This window comes from Streptomyces sp. NPDC088732 (genome assembly GCF_044751205.1).
Taxonomy (GTDB): Bacteria; Actinomycetota; Actinomycetes; order Streptomycetales; family Streptomycetaceae; genus Actinacidiphila.
On sequence record NZ_JBIVLI010000023.1, the window covers coordinates 62,051 to 82,184 of the forward strand.

The following is a 20,134-nucleotide window of genomic DNA, read 5'->3' on the forward strand; positions in this document are numbered from 1 at the left end:
GTGACGAGAAGCATGGGTGAGGTTCCAATGGCAGATCAGGACAAGATCCTCGGTTACCTGAAGCGGGTGACGGCCGATCTGCACCAGACCCGGCAGCGGCTCCGCGAGGTCGAGTCGGCGGAGCCGGAGCCGATCGCGATCGTCGGCATGAGCTGCCGGTTCCCCGGCGGCATCACGTCGCCGGAGGGCCTGTGGGACCTGGTCGCCCAGGGCCGCGACGCCATCACCGACTTCCCGTCCGACCGCGGCTGGGACATCGACTCGCTGTACGACGCCGACCCCGACCAGGAAGGCACCAGCTACACCCGCGAGGGCGGATTCCTCAACGGCGTCGGGGAGTTCGACGCCGCGTTCTTCGGGATCAGCCCTCGCGAGACCCTCGGCATGGACCCCCAGCAGCGCCTGCTGCTGGAGACCGCCTGGGAGACCTTCGAGCGCGCCGGGGTCGACCCGGGCACCCTGCGCGGCAGCAAGGCCGGTGTGTTCATCGGCACCAACGGCCAGGACTATCCCGAGATGCTGCACGACGTCCCCAAGGGCGTCGAGGGATACCTGATGACCGGCAACGCGGCCAGCGTCATCTCCGGCCGCCTGTCGTACACCTTCGGCCTCGAGGGCCCGGCCGTCACCGTCGACACCGCCTGCTCCGCCTCGCTCGTCGCGCTGCACCTGGCCGTCCAGGCGCTGCGCAACGACGAGTGCACGATCGCCCTCGCGGGCGGCGTCACCGTCATGTCGAGCCCGCGCGCCTTCATCCAGTTCAGCCGGCAGCGGGGGCTGGCCCCCGACGGCCGCTGCAAGCCGTTCGCCGACGGCGCCGACGGCACGGGCTGGGGCGAGGGCGTCGGCATGCTGCTCGTCGAGCGGCTCTCCGACGCCCGCCGCAACGGCCACCCCGTGCTGGCGATCGTGCGCGGCTCCGCCATCAACCAGGACGGCGCCAGCAACGGCCTCACCGCCCCCAACGGCCCGTCCCAGCAGCGCGTCATCCGCCAGGCGCTGACCAACGCCGGGCTCAGCCCCGCGCAGGTCGACGTCGTCGAGGCACACGGCACCGGCACCACCCTCGGCGACCCCATCGAGGCGCAGGCGATCCTCGCCACCTACGGCCAGAACCGTCCCGACGGGCGCCCGCTGTGGCTGGGCTCGGTCAAGTCCAACATCGGCCACACGCAGGCCGCCGCCGGTGTCGCGGGCATCATCAAGATGGTGCAGGCGATCCGGCACGGCGTCCTGCCCAAGTCGCTCCACATCGACGCGCCCTCCACCAACGTCGACTGGACCTCCGGCGACGTCGCCCTGCTCACCGAGTCGGTGCCGTGGCCCGCGACCGGGCAGCCGCGCCGCGCCGGCATCTCCTCCTTCGGTGTCAGCGGCACCAACGCGCACACCGTCATCGAGGAGGCCCCGAGCGCCGACGAGCCGCAGGAGCCCTCCGCCGAGGACGCCGCCCCCGCTGCCGAGGCCGTGCAAGGCGTCGACGGCCCGGTGCCGCTACTGCTGTCCGGCCACGGCGACATCGCCCTGCGCGCGCAGGCGGAGCGCCTCGCCGCCCACCTGCGCACCCACCCCGAACTGGCCGCCGACGCCGCGGGCCTGACCGACCTCGGCTTCTCGCTCGCCACCAGCCGCGCGGCCCTGGACCGCCGGGCCGTGCTGTTCTCCGGCGACCGCGACGCCCTGCTCGCCGGCCTCGACCTGCTGGCGGGCGCCGACCGCGCCGAACAGCCCGCGGAGGCCGTCCTCGGCACGGCGGGCGAGGGCAAGACCGCGTTCCTCTTCACCGGACAGGGCAGCCAGCGCCCCGGCATGGGCCGCGACCTGTACGCGACCCACCCGGGCTTCGCGCGCGCCCTGGACGAGGTCCGCGACGAACTCGACCGGCACCTCGACACCCCCCTGTACGACGTGCTGTTCGCACCGCAGGACAGCCCGCGCGCCGCCCTGCTGGACCAGACCGCCTACGCCCAGACCGCCCTGTTCGCGGTCGAGGTCGCCCTCTTCCGCCAGCTCGAACAGTGGGGCGTGGCCCCCGACTTCCTCATCGGCCACTCCATCGGCGAACTCACCGCCGCCCACGTCTCCGGCGTCCTCACCCTGCCCGACGCGGCCCGCCTGGTCGCCGCCCGTGGCCGGCTGATGCAGGCGCTGCCCACCGGCGGCGCCATGATCGCCGTCGAGGCCGCAGAGGAGGAAGTGACGCCGCTGCTCACCGGCCGGGTGGGCATCGCCGCCGTCAACGGCCCGCGCTCCGTCGTCGTCTCCGGCGACGAGGACGCTGCCGAGGCGATCGCCGCGGAACTGCGCGCCCAGGGCCGCAGGACCAAGCGCCTGACGGTCAGTCACGCCTTCCACTCCCCGCTGATGGACGGCATGCTGGAGGCGTTCCGCGACATCGCCGGGACCATTGACTACCGGCCGCCGGTCATCCCGATCGTCTCCAACCTCACCGGTGCCTCCGTCACCGCCGACGAGATCGGCACCGCCGACTACTGGGTCCGCCACGTCCGCGAGGCCGTCCGCTTCCACGACGGCGTGCGCCGGCTGGCCGCGCAGGGCGTCACCGCCTTCGTCGAGGTGGGCCCCGGGGGTGTGCTGACCGCCCTCGCCCAGGAGTGCGTCGACGACCCGGACGCCCTGTTCGTGCCCGTCCTGCGCGCCGACCGCGCCGAACCGGCCGCCTTGGCCGGAGCGGTCGCGCAGGCCCACGTCCACGGTGTCCCCGTCGACTGGCGGGCCGTGTTCGCCGGCCGCGGCGCCGGCCGCGTGGACCTGCCCACGTACGCCTTCCAGCGCGAGCTGTTCTGGCCCGAGCAGCCCACCGCCTGGGCGGGCGACGTCACCGCCGTCGGCATCGGCTCCGCCGACCACCCGCTGCTGGGCGCGGCCATCGCCCTGGCCGGCGGCGACGGCCACCTCTTCACCGGCCGCCTCTCGCTCACCACGCACCCCTGGCTCGCCGACCACACGGTGATGGACACCGTGCTGCTGCCCGGCACCGCCATGGTGGAACTCGCCCTCCAGGCAGGCGACCACACCGGCTGCCCCCTCCTGGCCGAACTCACCCTCGAGGCGCCGCTGGCGCTGCCCCCGCACGGCGGAGTGCAGATCCAGCTCGCCGTCGGTGCGCCCGACGCCGAGGGGCGCCGCGCGCTGACCCTGCACTCGCGTCCCGAGGACGCGGCAGACGACACCTGGGGCGAGGGCGCCTGGACCCGCCACGCCACCGGTGTCCTCGCCCCCGCCGCGCCGGGCGCCACCGCGCCCGTGGGCGACCTCGCCGCCTGGCCGCCCGCGGGCGCCGACGAGGTCGTCGTCGACGGCCTGTACGAGTACCTGACGGAGTCCGGCTTCGCCTACGGTCCCGTCTTCCAGGGTCTGACCGCGGCCTGGCAGCGCGGCGACGAGGTGTTCGCCGAGGTCCGCCTGCCGCAGCAGGCGCACGCCGAGGCCGGCCTGTTCGGCGTCCACCCCGCGCTGCTGGACGCGGCCCTGCACGCCGTCGGCATCGGCTCGCTCCTGGAGGACACCGAGCACGGCAGGCTCCCGTTCTCCTGGAGCGGTGTCGCCCTCTACGCCGTCGGCGCCCGCGCCCTGCGGGTCCGGCTCGCGCCCGCGGGCAACGACACCGTCTCGGTCACCCTCGCCGACGAGACCGGCGCCCCCGTCGCCTCCGTGGACGGGCTGCTGCTGCGGCCGGTCTCGCCCGAGCAGGTGCACGCCGCGCGCACGGCCTTCCACGAGTCGCTGTTCCGCGTCGAGTGGACGGGCGTCCCCGCGCCCGCCGCGACCACCGTCGCCGCCGGCCAGTGGGCCGTGCTGGGCGAGGCGGGCGGCGCGTTCACCGGCGCCCTGCCCACCGCGGCCGTCCACGCCGGCCTCGACGCGCTCGGCGCCGCCCTGGCGGCCGGCGGGCCCGTCCCGCAGGCCGTCGTCGTGCCCTTCGGCGACGGCGCGCCGACCCTCCTCGACGCCGACCTGCCGGGCGCCGTCCGCACCGCCCTGCACGACACCCTCGCGCTCGCCCAGGCCTGGCTCGCCGACGACCGCTTCGCCGCCTCCCGCCTGGTGTTCGTCACCCGCGGCGCCGTCGCCACCACGGCCGGATCCGACGTCGCCGACCTCGCCCACGCCCCGCTGTGGGGCATGCTGCGCTCCGCCCAGTCCGAGCACCCCGACCGCTTCGTCCTGGCCGACCTGGACGGACGCGAGGAGTCCCTGCGCGCTCTGCCCGGCGCGCTCGCCCTCGCCACCGCGGAACCCCAACTCGCCGTCCGCGACGGCAAGGTCCTCGTGCCCCGCCTGACGCGGGTCGCCGCCACGCCCGAGCAGCAGGCGCCCGCCCTCGACCCCGACGGCACCGCCCTCGTCACCGGCGCCACCGGCACCCTCGGCGGGCTCGTCGCCCGCGACCTCGTCACCCGGCACGGCATACGCCGGCTGCTGCTGACCAGCCGCCGCGGCGAGGCCGCCCCCGGCGCCGCCGAACTCCTCGCCGACCTGCGTGAGCTGGGCGCGGAGGTCACCCTCGCCGCCTGCGACACCGCCGACCGCGACGCGCTGGCCGCGCTGCTGGCGACGGTCCCCGCCGACCGTCCCCTGACCGCCGTCGTGCACACCGCGGGCGTCCTCGACGACGGCATCCTCGAAGCGCTCACCCCCGACCGCGTCGACCGCGTCCTGCCCGCCAAGGTCGACGCCGCCGTGCACCTGCACGAGCTGACCCGCGACAGCGTCCTCGCCGCGTTCGTCCTGTTCTCCGCCGCCGCCGGCACCCTGGGCGGCCCCGGCCAGGCCAACTACGCCGCCGCCAACGCCTTCCTCGACGCGCTCGCCCACCGCCGCCACGCCGAGGGGCTGCCCGCCACCGCGCTCGCCTGGGGCCTGTGGGCCGAACGCAGTGGCATGACCGCCGACCTCGCCGACACCGACCTGGAGCGGATCTCCCGTGCCGGCGTGGCCGCGCTCTCCTCCGAGCAGGGCCTGGCGCTGCTCGACACCGCCCGGGCCGTCGGCGAGCCCACCGCCGTCCCCATGCACCTGGACCTGGCGTCCCTGCGCCAGGCCGACGCGAGCATGGTGCCCGCCCTGCTGCGCGCACTGGTCCGCCCCGCGGCCCGCCGTGCCGCCGACGCCGCCGAGGCCGCCCCGGCCGGCGGGCTCACCGGCCGGCTCCTGCCGCTGACCCCCGCCGAACGCGACCGCCTCCTGCTGGACACCGTCCGCGTCCAGGTCGCCGCCGTCCTCGGCTTCCCCGGCCCCGAGGCCGTCGACCCGGCACGCGCCTTCAAGGAACTCGGCTTCGACTCGCTGACCGCCGTCGAGCTGCGCAACCGCCTCGGCTCGGCGACCGGCGTGCGCCTGCCCGCCACCCTCGTCTTCGACTACCCGACCCCGAACGCGCTCGTCGCGTTCCTGCGCACCGAACTCCTCGGCGACGCCGCCGACTCCGCCCCGGTCAAGGCCGTCACCACCGTCACCGCGACCGACGACGAGCCGATCGCCATCGTCGGCATGAGCTGCCGCTACCCGGGCGGCGTCACCACCCCCGACGAGCTGTGGCAGCTCGTGGCCGGCTCGGTCGACGCCATCACCCCGTTCCCCACCGACCGCGGCTGGAACCTCGCCGCGCTCTACGACGCCGACCCCGGACGCGCGGGCACCAGCTACACCCGCGAGGGCGGCTTCCTCCACGACGCCGCCGACTTCGACCCGGACTTCTTCGGCATCAACCCGCGCGAAGCCCTCGCCATGGACCCCCACCAGCGGCTGCTGCTGGAGACGTCCTGGGAGGCCTTCGAGCGGGCCGGCATCGACCCGACCTCGATGCGCGGCAGCCGCACCGGCGTCTACGCCGGCGTGATGTACCACGACTACCTGACCCGGCTGGCCGCCCTTCCCGAGGGCCTGGAGGGCTACCTCGGCACCGGCACCGCGGGCAGCGTCGCCTCCGGCCGCGTCTCCTACACCCTCGGCCTGGAGGGCCCGGCCGTCACCGTCGACACCGCCTGCTCCTCCTCGCTGGTCGCCCTGCACCTGGCCGTCCAGGCGCTGCGCAGCGGCGAGTGCGACATGGCCCTCGCCGGCGGCGTCACGGTCATGTCGACCCCCGACACCTTCATCGACTTCAGCCGCCAGCGCGGCCTGTCCACCAACGGCCGCTGCAAGTCCTTCTCCGCCGACGCCGACGGCACCGGCTGGGCCGAGGGCGCCGGCATGCTCCTCGTCGAACGGCTCTCCGACGCCCGCCGCAACGGCCACCGCGTCCTCGCCGTCGTCCGCGGCACCGCCGTCAACCAGGACGGCGCCAGCAACGGCCTCACCGCGCCCAACGGCCCCTCCCAGCAGCGCGTCATCCGCGCCGCGCTGGCCGGGGCGGGCCTGACGACCGCCGACGTCGACGCCGTCGAGGCGCACGGCACCGGCACCACGCTCGGCGACCCCATCGAGGCGCAGGCCCTGCTCGCCACCTACGGCCAGGGCCGCGCCGCGGACCAGCCGCTGCGCCTGGGCTCCATCAAGTCCAACATCGGCCACACCCAGGCCGCCGCCGGCGCCGCCGGCATCATCAAGATGATCCTCGCCATGCGGCACGGCCTCCTGCCGCAGTCCCTGCACATCGGCGAGCCGTCCCCGCACATCGACTGGTCCGCAGGCGCCGTCTCCCTGCTGACGGAGGCCGAGCCCTGGCCGGCGACGGACCGCCCCCGCCGCGCGGGCATCTCCTCCTTCGGCGTCAGCGGCACCAACGCGCACGTCATCATCGAGGAGCCCCCCGCCGAGGCAGGGGACGTCATCACCGGCCCGGCCCCGGCGGCCGTCCCCGCGACCGCCCCGCTGCCCTTCGTGCTGTCCGGCCGCACCCCCGCCGCGCTGCGCGCCCAGGCCGCCCGCCTGGCCGCCCACCTCGCCGAGCGGCCCGAGGCCGCCCCCGCCGACGTGGCGCTGTCGCTGGCCACCACCCGCACCGCCCTGGACCGCCGGGCCGCCGTCGTCGCCCACGACCGCGACGGGCTGCTCGCCGGCCTCGCCGCGCTCGCCGGGGACCAGGAAGGCGCCCATGTCGTCCGGCACACCACCGCCGACGGCAGGACCGCGATCCTGTTCACCGGACAGGGCAGCCAGCACCCCGGCATGGGCCGCGAACTGTACGACACCCACGCCGTGTTCGCCGCCGCGCTGGACGCGGTGTGCGAGGAGTTCGCCCCGTACCTCGAACGCCCCCTGAAAGACGTGCTGTTCGCGTCCGACGGGGACGAACTCGACCGCACCGCGTACACCCAGCCCGCCCTGTTCGCGCTGGAGACCGCGCTCTACCGGCTCGTCGAGTCCTGGGGCGTCCGCGCCGACTACGTCTCCGGCCACTCCATCGGCGAGATCACCGCCGCCCACGTCGCCGGTGTCCTCACGCTCCCCGACGCGGCCCGGCTCGTCGCCGCCCGCGGGCGGCTCATGCAGGCCCTGCCCGAGGGCGGCGCCATGATCGCCCTGGCGGCCGCCGAGGACGAGGTGCTGCCGCTGCTGGCCGGACACGAGGACCGGATCGGCATCGCCGCCGTCAACGCCGCCGACGCCGTCGTCATCTCCGGCGAGGAGACCCTCGCCCTGGAGATCGCCGCCGAGTTCGAGCGCCGCGGCCGCCGCACCCGGCGCCTGACCGTCAGCCACGCCTTCCACTCCCCGCTGATGGACGGCATGCTCGACGACTTCCGCGAGGTCGCCGAGTCGATCGCCTACCACCGGGCGACCGTCCCCGTCGTCAGCAACCTCACCGGGCGGCTCGCCGGCGACGAACTGCGCACCGCCGGCCACTGGGTCGCGCACGTCCGCGAGGCCGTCCGCTTCCTCGACGGCATCCGCACCCTGGACGCCGAACACGTCACCACCTACCTCGAACTCGGCCCCCAAGGCGTGCTGTCCGGCCTCGGCCGCGACTGCCTCCCCGACCCCGCCGACCCCGCCGACGCCCCCGTCTTCCTGCCCGCCCTGCGCCGCGACCGCGGCGAGGCCGAGGCCGTGACCGAGGCGCTGGCCGCCGCCCACACCCGGGGCATCGCGGTCGACTGGCAGGCGTACTTCGCCGGGACCGGCGCGCACCGCGTCGACCTGCCCACCTACGCCTTCCAGCGCGAACGGTTCTGGCTGGAGACGCCGGCCGGATTCGTCGGCGACGTCGAGTCCGCCGGCCTGGGCGCCGCCCACCACCCGCTGCTCGGCGCCGCGGTCGCCCTCGCCGACGGCGAAGGGTTCCTGCTCACCGGACGCCTCTCCCTCGACACCCACCCCTGGCTCGCCGACCACGCCGTCATGGGCTCCGTCCTCCTGCCCGGCACCGCCTTCGTCGAACTCGCCGTCCGCGCGGGCGACCAGGCCGGCTGCGACCTGCTGGAGGAACTCACCCTCGAAGCCCCCCTCGTCCTCGCGCCCGGCGCCGTCGTCCGCATCCAGATCGCCGTCGGCAACCCCGACGCGACCGGCCGCCGCGCCCTGGACGTCTGGTCCACCGACCACGACGCCCCCGCCGACGAGCCGTGGACCCGGCACGCCACCGGCGTGCTCTCCGGCGGAGCACCCGCCCCTGCCTTCGACCTCACCGCCTGGCCCCCGCCAGGCGCCGAAGCCGTCGGCGTCGACGGCCTGTACGAGCACCTCGGCCAGGGCGGCTTCGCCTACGGCCCGCTCTTCCAGGGCCTGCGCGCCGCATGGGTGGCCGGCGACGACGTCTACGCCGAAGTCGCCCTGCCCGACGACCAGCAGGGCGAGGCCGCCCGCTTCGGCCTGCATCCGGCACTGCTCGACGCCGCCCTGCACGGCACCTTCGTCCAGCCCGCCCCCGACGGCGAACGCCCCGGCCGGCTGCCCTTCTCCTGGCGCCAGGTGTCCCTGCACGCCGCCGGCGCCTCCACGCTGCGCGTCCACCTCACCAGCAGCGGCGAGGACACCCTCTCCCTGCGCATCGCCGACACCACCGGCGCACCCGTCGCCACCGTCGGCAGCCTCATGGTGCGGCCCGTCTCCGCCGACCGGATCGGCAGCGCGCGCTCCGCCCACCACGAGTCCCTGTACCGCGTCGACTGGGCCACCCTTCCCCTGCCCGCCGACGCCCCCGCCGCCGGCGCGCCGTGGGCCTGCGTCGGGCCCGACGCGCTGGACGTCCCCGGCGTCGACACCACGGCCCACAGCGGCCTGGACGCTCTCACCGCCGCCCTCGAGGCGGCCGGCGCCCCCGCGCCCGCGTACGTCCTCGCCCACCTCGCCCGCGACACGGCCCCCGACGCCCTCGCGGACTCCGTGCACACCGCCGCGCACCGGGCACTGGCCCTCGTCAAGGAGTGGCTCGCCGACGACCGGCTCGCCGCCTCCCGCCTGGTGCTCGTCACCCGCGGCGCCGTCGCCACCCAGAGCGACTGGGACGTCGCCGACCTCGCCCATGCCGCCGTGTGGGGCCTGGTCCGCACCGCGCAGTCCGAGAACCCCGACCGGTTCGTCCTCGTCGACCTCGACGGCGACCCCGCCTCCGCGCAGGCGCTGCCCGCGGCCCTCGCCACCGGAGAACCCCAACTCGCCGTCCGCCGCGGCACCGTCCACGCGCCCCGGCTTGCCCGGGTCCCCGCCACGACACCGCTGACCCCGCCCGCGGACACCAGCGCCTGGCGCATGGACATCCAGGACAAGGGCACCCTGGACAACCTCACCCTGCTGCCCAGCCCCGAGTCCGAGGCACCGCTGGAGCCCGGTCAGGTCCGCGTCGCCGTCCGCGCCGCCGGCCTCAACTTCCGCGACGTCCTCAACGCCCTCGGCATGTACCCGGGCGACCCGGGCCTCATGGGCAGCGAGGGCGCCGGCCTCGTCGTGGAGACGGGCCCCGGCGTCACCGACCTCGCCCCCGGCGACCGCGTCATGGGCATGCTGCCCGGCGCGTTCGGCCCGTTGGCCGTTGTCGACCGCCGGATGGTCGCCCCGATGCCGGACGGCTGGACGTTCGCCGAGGCGGCGTCGGTGCCGATCGTCTTCATGACGGCGTACTACGCGCTCCACGACCTCGCGGCACTGCGTGGCGGTGAGTCCGTCCTCATCCAGGCGGCCGCGGGCGGCGTCGGCATGGCCGCCGTCCAGCTCGCCCGTCACTGGGGCGCCGACGTCTACGCCACCGCCAGCCCCGGCAAGTGGGACACCCTGCGCGGACTCGGCCTCACCGACGACCGCATCGCCTCCTCCCGCACCCTCGACTTCGAGGACGCTTTCCGTACCGCCACCGGCGGCCGGGGTGTCGACGTCGTCCTCGACTCTCTGGCGCGGGAGTTCGTGGATGCTTCGCTGCGGCTGCTGCCGCGCGGCGGACGCTTCGTGGAGATGGGCAAGACCGACGTCCGTGAGCCGCAGGACGTCGCCGCCGCCCACCCCGGCGTCACCTACCAGGCCTTCGACCTGACCGAGGCCGGCCTCGACCGCATCCAGGCGATGCTCACCGAACTGCTGGCCCTCTTCGACGCCGGCGCCCTGCGCCCCGTCCCGGTCTCCGCCTGGGACCTGCGCCAGGCCCCCGAGGCCTTCCGCTACCTCAGCCAGGCGCGCCACGTCGGCAAGATCGTGCTGACCCTGCCCACCGCCTGGGACCCCGAGGGCACCGTCCTCATCACCGGCGGCACCGGCACCCTCGGCGCCCTCGTCGCCCGGCACGCCGTCACCACGCGCGGGGCCCGCCACCTGCTGCTCACCAGCCGCCGCGGTGAGTCCGCCGCCGGAGCCCGCGAACTCGCCGATGAACTGCGCGCCCTGGGTGCCCAGGTCACCATCGCCGCCTGCGACACCGCCGACCGCGACGCGCTCGCCGCCCTGCTCGACTCCGTACCGGCCGGGCACCCCCTCACCGCCGTCGTGCACACCGCGGGCGTCCTCGACGACGGCGTCATCGACTCCCTCACCCCGGAGCGCCTCGACACCGTCCTGCGGCCCAAGGTCGACGCGGCGCTCCACCTGCACGACCTCACCCGCCGGCTCGACCTCGCCGACTTCGTGCTCTTCTCCTCCGCCGCCGGCACCTTCGGCGGCGCCGGCCAGGCCAACTACGCCGCCGCCAACGCCTTCCTCGACGCCCTCGCCCGCCACCGGCAGGCCCACGGCCTCGCCGGAACCTCCCTCGCGTGGGGCCTGTGGGCCGAGGCCAGCGGCATGACCGGCGAACTCGACACCGCCGACAAGGACCGCATGACCCGCTCCGGGGTCCTCGGCCTGTCCTCCGACGAGGGCCTGGCCCTCCTCGACACCGCCCGCGGCACCGGCGACGCCCTCCTCGTCCCCATGCATCTCGACCTCGCGCCGCTGCGCCGGGCCGACGCCAGCATGGTGCCCCACCTCCTGCGCGGCCTGGTCCGCACCACGACCCGCCGCGCCGCCGCCGGGGCACCGGCGGCAGGCGGCGGAACGCCACTCGTCGACCGGCTCGTCCGCCTGCCCGAGGACGAACGCGACGCCCTCCTGCTCGACCTCGTCCGCGGCCAGGTCGCCGCCGTCCTCGGCCACGCCACCCCGGACGCCGTCGAACCCACCCGCGCCTTCAAGGACCTCGGCTTCGACTCGCTGACGGCCGTCGAGTTCCGCAACCGGCTCGGCGCGGCCGCCGGCATCCGCCTGCCCGCCACCCTCGTCTTCGACTACCCGACGCCGACGGTGCTCGCCGGCTACCTCAAGGCCGAACTCCTCGGCTCGCAGGCGGCGGTTGCCGCAGCGGCCGCCGCCGTCCCCGGCCGGGCCGCGCGCGCCGCCGAGGCCGACGACCCCATCGCGATCGTCGCCATGAGCTGCCGCTTCCCCGGCGACGTCCGCACTCCCGAGGACCTCTGGAGCCTGCTCGCCGACGGCCGCGACGGCATCGGCCACCTCCCCACCGACCGCGGCTGGGACCTCGACGGCCTCTACAACCCCGACCCCGACAGCCCCGGCACCTCCTACGCCCGCGAAGGCGGCTTCTTCTACGACGCCCACCACTTCGACCCCGCGTTCTTCGGGATCAACCCGCGCGAGGCCCTGGCCATGGACCCGCAGCAGCGGCTGCTGCTGGAGACGTCCTGGGAGGCGTTCGAGCGGGCCGGAATCGATCCGGGCGACCTGCGCGGCCGCCAGGTCGGCGTGTTCGTCGGCCAGATGCACAACGACTACGTCTCGCGGCTGAACACGGTCCCCGAAGGGGTCGAGGGCTACCTCGGCACGGGAGGCTCCAGCAGCATCGCCTCCGGCCGCGTCTCGTACACCTTCGGCTTCGAGGGCCCGGCCGTCACCGTCGACACCGCGTGCTCCTCGTCGCTGGTCGCCCTGCACCTCGCCGCGCAGGCCCTGCGCAACGGCGAGTGCACGATCGCCCTCGCGGGCGGCGTCACCATCATCACCACCCCCGACGTCTTCACCGAGTTCAGCCGCCAGCGCGGCCTCGCCGCCGACGGCCGCTGCAAGCCCTTCGCGGCCGCCGCCGACGGCACCGCGTGGGGCGAGGGCGCGGGCATGCTGCTCGTGGAGCGGCTGTCGGACGCGCGCCGCAACGGCCACCCGGTGCTGGCGGTGGTGCGCGGCTCCGCGGTCAACCAGGACGGTGCCAGCAACGGCCTGACGGCCCCCAACGGCCCGTCCCAGCAGCGGGTGATCCGCGCCGCGCTCGCGAACGCCGGCCTGACGGCCGCGGACGTCGACGCCGTCGAGGCCCACGGCACGGGCACGACCCTGGGCGACCCGATCGAGGCCCAGGCGCTCCTGGCCACCTACGGCCGCGACAAGACCGAGGACCAGCCGCTGTGGCTGGGCTCCATCAAGTCCAACTTCGGCCACACGCAGGCCGCGGCCGGTGTCGCGGGCATCATCAAGATGGTCCTCGCGATGCAGCACGGCGTGCTGCCGGAGACCCTGCACGTCGACGCGCCGAGCCCGCACGTCGACTGGTCCGAGGGCGCGGTCTCGCTGCTGACCGAGCAGATGGACTGGCCCGACACCGGCCGCCCGCGCCGCGCCGGCATCTCCTCGTTCGGCATGAGCGGCACCAACGCCCACGCCATCATCGAGCAGGCCCCCGACGCTGTCCCTGTGCCGGCCCCGGCCGGGGACGCACCCGCCGCGCGCACCCTCCCGTGGCTCCTCTCCGCCCGGACACCGGAAGCGCTGCGCGCCCAGGCCGGTGCGCTGCACGCCCACGTCGAGGCCCACCCCGACGCCCGCCCCGCCGACATCGGCCACTCCCTCGTCACCAGCCGCGCCCTGCTCGACCAGCGCGCGGCGGTCGTGGCGGCGGACCGGGACGAGCTGCTGCGCGGCCTGGCCGCTCTGGCGGCGGACGCCACGTCGGGTTCGGTGACGCGGGGCGCCGCCGGTGCCGGAAAGCTGGCGTTCCTGTTCACGGGGCAGGGGAGTCAGCGGCTGGGGATGGGGCGTGAGTTGTACAACGCCTATCCGGTGTTTGCCGAGGCGTTGGACGCGGTGGGTGAGCGGCTGGGTCTGGGTGTGCTGTTTGGTGATGACGTTGAGGCGTTGGACCGTACGGAGTTCGCGCAGCCTGCGTTGTTCGCGGTGGAGGTCGCGCTCTTCCGGCTGCTGGAGTCCTGGGGTGTGAAGCCGGACTTTGTGTTGGGCCACTCCATTGGTGAGATCGCCGCCGCCCACGTTGCCGGGGTGCTGTCGCTGGAGGATGCGTGCACTCTGGTCGAGGCTCGTGGGCGGTTGATGCAGGCGCTGCCGGGTGGCGGTGTGATGATCGCGCTGGAGGCGTCGGAGGACGAGGTTCTGCCGCTGCTGGGTGAGCGGGTGAGCATCGCGGCGGTCAACGGTCCGCGGTCGGTGGTGATCGCGGGTGATGAGGATGCCGCGGTCGCGATCGTGGAGTCGTTCGGGGACCGGAAGTCGAAGCGGCTGACGGTCAGTCATGCGTTCCACTCGCCGCACATGGACGGGATGCTGGACGCCTTCCGCGAGGTGGTGTCCGGGCTGTCGTTCGAGGCCCCGCGTATTGCGGTCGTCTCCAACCTGACCGGTGCCGTCGTCACGGACGAGATGGCATCGCCCGACTTCTGGGTGCGTCATGTCCGTGAGGCGGTGCGCTTCCTGGACGGTGTCCGTGCCCTGGAGGCCGCGGGCGTGACCACGTATCTCGAACTCGGCCCCGACGGTGTCCTGTCGGCCATGGCGCAGGAGTGCCTGACCGGTGAGAACGCCGCCTTCGCCACGGCGCTGAGGAACGGCCGGCCGGAGGCCGAGACGCTGCTCACGGCAGCCGCGACCGCCCACGTGCGCGGTGTACCCGTCGACTGGCAGACGTACTTCGCCCCTGACCGCCCCCAGCGCGTCGACCTGCCGACCTACGCGTTCCAGCGCTCTGTCTACTGGCTGGACGCGGGTCGTACGCAGGGCGACGTCGCGTCGGCCGGTCTCGGTGCGGCGGATCATCCGTTGCTGGGTGCGGCGGTTGAGCTGCCGGATTCGGGCGGGGTGGTGTTCACCGGTCGTCTGTCGCTGACCACGCACCCGTGGCTCGCGGACCATGCGGTCATGGGCTCGGTGCTCCTGCCGGGCACTGCCTTCGTTGAGTTGGCCGTGCGTGCGGGTGAGCTGGTCGGTTGCGAGGTCCTGGAGGATCTGACGCTGGAGGCGCCGCTGGTGCTGCCGGAGCACGGTGGTGTGCAGCTGCGGTTGTCGGTGGGTGCCGCTGATGGTGAGGGCCGTCGGGCGCTGGTGCTGCATTCGCGTGTGGAGGATGCGTCGTGGGTGCGGCATGCCGCTGGTGTGCTGGCGGAGCGAGGCGCGGTGCCGGGCTTCGATCTGGCGGTGTGGCCGCCGGTCGGGGCCGAGCCGGTCGCGATTGACGGTTTGTACGAGGGTCTGGCGGATGCCGGGTTCGGTTACGGGCCGGTGTTCCGCGGTCTGCGGTCGGTGTGGCGTCTCGGTGAGGATGTGTTCGCCGAGGTACGGCTGCCGGAGTCGGCGGAGGCCGAGGCGGGTGCGTTCGGGCTGCATCCGGCGCTGCTGGACGCGGCGCTGCACGCGCTGGGCGTGAGCGGCACCGACAGCGCGGACGGTGAGGCCAAGCTGCCGTTCTCCTGGTCGGGTGTGACCGTGCACGCCGTCGGCGCGTCCGCGCTGCGCGTGCGGTTCACCTCCGTCCACGGTGACGAGGTCGCACTGCAGATCGCCGACGCCACCGGTGTGCCGGTGGCGTCCGTGGCCGGCCTCGCACTCCGCGGCGTGAGCCGCGACCAGCTGAGCACGGCCCAGGACGCCACCCGCGACGCCCTGTTCCGCGTGGACTGGCCCGAGTTCCGGACAGCCGATGCCGACGGTTCTGTGGCCGAGGACTGGATGCTGCTGGGCGCCGGATCCCAGGCGTTCGCGGATCTGGCGGCGCTGCGCGGCGTGGCCGCCGAGGGCGGGACCGTCCCGGCGGTGCTGGTCGTACCGTGCGTGACCGACGAGCCGATGAGCGACGTCGCGGATGCGGCGCATGCAGCCGCGCAGTGGGCACTGGACCTCGTGCAGGAGTGGCTGGGCGACGAGCGCTTCGGCGACTCGCGGCTGGTGTTCCTGACGCGCGGCGCCGTCGCGGCCCTGCCGGGTGAGGACGTGGCGGATCTCGCGCACGCCTCGCTGTGGGGCCTGGTGCGGTCGGCGCAGTCGGAGAACCCGGGCCGGTTCGGCCTGATCGACGTCGACACCGACATCGACGCGCTTTCCGCGGACGTTCTGCCGAAGGCGCTGGCGACCGCCGAGGCCCAGTTGGCCGTACGCGGGGACACCCTCCGCGTGCCGCGGCTGGCCGCCGCCGTGGTGGGCGCCGACACCGAGCGTGCGCTGGACGCGCAGGGCACGGTGCTCGTCACCGGTGCCAGTGGTGCGCTGGGCGGTCTGTTTGCGCGTCATCTGGTGTCCGCGTACGGGGTACGGGATCTGCTGCTGGTCAGCCGCCGTGGCGAGGACGCCCCTGGAGCTGAGGACCTGACCGCTGAACTGGCGGGTCTGGGTGCGTCGGTGGCGTGGGCGGCGTGCGATGTGGCCGACCGGGACGCCCTGGCCGGGCTACTGGCGGATCGTCCGCTGTCGGCGGTGGTGCACACCGCGGGTGTCCTTGACGACGGTGTCGTCGGGTCGCTGACGGCGGAGCGTCTGTCGGCCGTGCTGCGTCCGAAGGTGGACGCGGCGTGGAACCTGCACGAGCTGACGCAGGACATGGATCTGTCGGCCTTCGTACTGTTCTCCTCGGCCGCCGGTGTCTTCGGTGGCGCCGGTCAAGCGAACTACGCAGCGGCCAACTCCTTCCTGGACGCGCTGGCCGCGCACCGCAGGGCGCAGGGCCTCGCCGCGACATCGCTGGCCTGGGGCCTGTGGGACGGCGGCATGGGCGGGGACCTGGGGGAGACCGATCGCGAACGGATCAACCGCGGCGGCATCACCGTACTGGCCCCGGAGACCGGCCTCGCCCTCTTCGACGCCTCGCAGCGCACGACCGAGCCGCTGCTCGTCCCGCTGCCGCTGGACATGCCCGCCCTGCGCCTCCAGGCGCGCAGCGGGATGCTTCCCGACCTGCTGCGCGGGCTCGTTCGCGTCCCGGCGCGACGGGCGGCCGCGCACGGTGCCGCGGTCGGCGCGTCCGCACTGCGCGAGCGGGTGGCCAGACTCGCCGAGAACGAGCGCTCCGCGGCGGTGCTCGATGTGGTGCGGGGTGAGGTGGCGGGTGTTCTGGGTCATGGTTCGGTCGATGAGGTGCCGGCGGATCGTGCGTTCAAGGAGTTGGGCTTCGATTCGCTGACCGCGGTGGAGTTGCGGAACCGGTTGGGTTCGGTGGCGGGTGTGCGGCTGCCGGCGACGCTGGTCTTCGACTATCCGACGGCGGGGGCGCTGGCGGAGTTCTTGCTGGGCGAGGTGCTGGGTCTGGTGGAACCGGTCGGCGCGGCGTTGGTGCCGGTGCGGGCTGGGGTGCTGGACGACGAGCCGATCGCGATCGTGGGCATGAGCTGCCGTTATCCGGGTGGGGTGGAGACCCCGGAGGATCTGTGGCGGCTGGTGGTCGGTGGCGGTGATGCGATCTCGGTGTTCCCGCAGGGTCGTGGGTGGGATCTGGACGCGTTGTTCGATCCGGACCCGGACGGCCGGGGGACGAGCTACACGCAGTCGGGTGGCTTCCTGCACGACGCGGGTCGGTTCGACCCCGCGTTCTTCGGGATCTCGCCGCGTGAGGCGGTGGCGATGGATCCGCAGCAGCGTCTGCTGCTGGAGACCTCGTGGGAGGCGTTCGAGCGCGCCGGTATCGACCCGGCCGCGATGCGCGGCAGCCGTACCGGCGTCTTCGCGGGCATCATGTACCACGACTACGCCACCCGGATCACCTCCGTGCCTGACGGCGTCGAGGGATACCTCGGTACGGGTAACTCCGGGAGCATCGCGTCGGGTCGTGTGTCGTACGCGTTCGGTCTCGAGGGTCCGGCGGTCACGGTGGACACGGCGTGTTCGTCGTCGCTGGTGGCGCTGCACTGGGCGATCCAGGCGCTGCGCAACGGCGAGTGCACGATGGCGCTCGCCGGTGGTGTGACCGTCATGGCGACCCCTGGCACGTTCACCGAGTTCAGCCGGCAGCGCGGCCTGGCCCCCGACGGGCGTATCAAGTCCTTCGCTGCGGCGGCCGACGGCACGAGCTGGGCCGAGGGCGCGGGCATGCTGCTCGTGGAGCGGCTGTCCGACGCCCGCCGCAACGGCCACCCGGTCCTCGCGGTGGTCCGCGGTTCCGCGATCAACCAGGACGGCGCGAGCAACGGTCTGACGGCGCCGAACGGTCCGTCGCAGCAGCGGGTGATCCGTGCCGCGCTCGCGAGCGCGGGCCTGTCGGGCGACGAGATCGACGTGGTCGAGGCGCACGGCACGGGCACGACGCTGGGCGACCCGATCGAGGCCCAGGCGCTCCTTGCCACTTACGGCCAGGAGCACAGTGACGAGCAGCCGCTCTGGATCGGATCCATCAAGTCCAACATGGGCCACACGCAGGCCGCGGCCGGTGTCGCGGGCATCATCAAGATGATCATGGCGATGCGCCACGGCGTGCTGCCGCAGACCCTGCACGTGGACGAGCCGACCCCGCACGTCGACTGGTCCGAGGGCGCTGTCTCCCTCCTGGCCGACTCGGTTCCGTGGCCCGTGACCGGCCGCCCGCGTCGTGCCGGCATCTCGTCCTTCGGCATCAGCGGCACCAACGCCCACACGATCATCGAGCAGGCCCCCGACGACCTCGCCCCGATCACGAAGGCAAGGCCGACCCCGGCCGCTCCGGCAACCACCGCACTGCCCTACGTGCTGTCGGCGAAGACCGAGGACGCCGTGCGCGACCAGGCGGCCCGCCTGCACACGCACCTCCTCGAAGAGGCCCCGGAGATCGGCACCGCCGATGTGGCCTACTCCCTGGCCACCCGGCGCGCCGCATTCCAGCAGCGTGCGGCGGTCGTGGCGGCGGACCGCGACGAGCTGCTGCGCGGCCTGGCCGCCCTCGCCGACGGACAGGGTGCAGCGGGCCTGGTGCGGGGTTCGTCCCCGGCCACGGGCAAGCTCGCGTTCCTGTTCACGGGGCAGGGGAGTCAGCGGCTGGGGATGGGGCGTGAGTTGTACGCGGCCTATCCGGTGTTCGCGAAGGCGTTGGACGCGGTGGGTGAGCGGCTGGGTCTGGGTGTGCTGTTCGGTGATGACGCTGAGGTGTTGGACCGTACGGAGTTCGCGCAGCCTGCGTTGTTCGCGGTGGAGGTCGCGCTCTTCCGGCTTCTGGAGTCGTGGCGTGTGAAGCCGGACTTCCTGTCCGGTCACTCCGTGGGTGAGATTGCCGCCGCGCACGTTGCCGGGGTGCTGTCGCTTGAGGATGCGTGCACGCTGGTCGAGGCTCGTGGGCGGTTGATGCAGGCGCTGCCTGCGGGTGGCGTGATGATCGCGTTGCAGGCTTCGGAGGACGAGGTTCTGCCGCTGCTGAGCGAGCGGGTGAGCATTGCTGCGGTCAATGGGCCGCAGGCGGTGGTGATCGCGGGTGATGAGGATGCCGCGGTCGCGATCGTGGAGTCGTTCGGGGACAGGAAGTCGAAGCGGCTGACGGTCAGTCATGCCTTCCACTCGCCGCACATGGACGGGATGCTCGACGCGTTCCGCGAGGTGGTCGAGGGGCTGTCGTTCGAGGCTCCGCGTATCGCGGTTGTCTCGAACCTGACCGGTGCCGTGGTCACGGACGAGATGGGCTCGGCGGACTTCTGGGTGCGTCATGTCCGTGAGGCCGTGCGCTTCCTGGACGGTGTCCGTGCCCTGGAGGCCGCGGGCGTCACCACGTATCTCGAACTCGGCCCCGACGGCGTGCTGTCGGCCATGGCGCAGGAGTGCCTGACGGAGGACGGGGCCGTCTTCGCCCCGGCGCTGCGCGGCGGCCGGCCCGAGGTCGGCACCCTCACCGCGGCCGTGGCCCAGGCCTACACCGCCGGAGTCAGCGTGGACTGGGAGGCGTACTTCGCGCCGACCGGCAGTCGGCAGGTCGAACTGCCCACCTACGCCTTCCAGCGCGAGTGGTTCTGGCTCGAGTCGGGCGGAGCGCAGGCCGGCCCCGGCGATGCCACGGGATTCGGTCTCGGTGCGGCGGATCATCCGTTGCTGGGTGCGGCGGTTGAGCTGCCGGATTCGGGCGGGGTGGTGTTCACCGGGCGCCTGTCGCTGACCACGCACCCGTGGCTTGCTGATCACGCGGTGATGGGCTCGGTGCTGCTGCCGGGCACTGCCTTCGTTGAGTTGGCGGTGCGTGCGGGTGAGCTGGTGGGGTGTGAGGTCCTGGAGGATCTGACGCTGGAGGCGCCGCTGGTGCTGCCGGAGCACGGTGGTGTGCAGCTGCGGTTGTCGGTGGGTGCCGCTGATGGTGAGGGCCGTCGGGCGCTGGTGCTGCATTCGCGTGTGGAGGATGCGTCGTGGGTGCGGCATGCCGCTGGTGTGCTGGCGGAGCGAGGCGCGGTGCCGGGCTTCGATCTGGCGGTGTGGCCGCCGGTCGGGGCCGAGCCGGTTGCGATTGACGGGCTGTACGAGGGTCTGGCGGATGTCGGCTTCGGTTACGGGCCGGTGTTCCGCGGTCTGCGGTCGGTGTGGCGTCTCGGTGAGGATG

General features: G+C 74.1%; 1 protein-coding gene (only partly in view). It reads left to right on the top strand.

Translation table 11 applies throughout. The features are described from left to right. Positions 1 to 20,134, top strand: partial view of an SDR family NAD(P)-dependent oxidoreductase gene (locus tag ACIP9H_RS32415; protein ID WP_401962388.1) — the 5' portion only. 7,400 nt of this gene lie beyond the right edge of the window; only the first 20,134 of its 27,534 coding nucleotides appear in the window; it begins with the start codon at positions 1 to 3; the stop codon falls past the right edge of the window.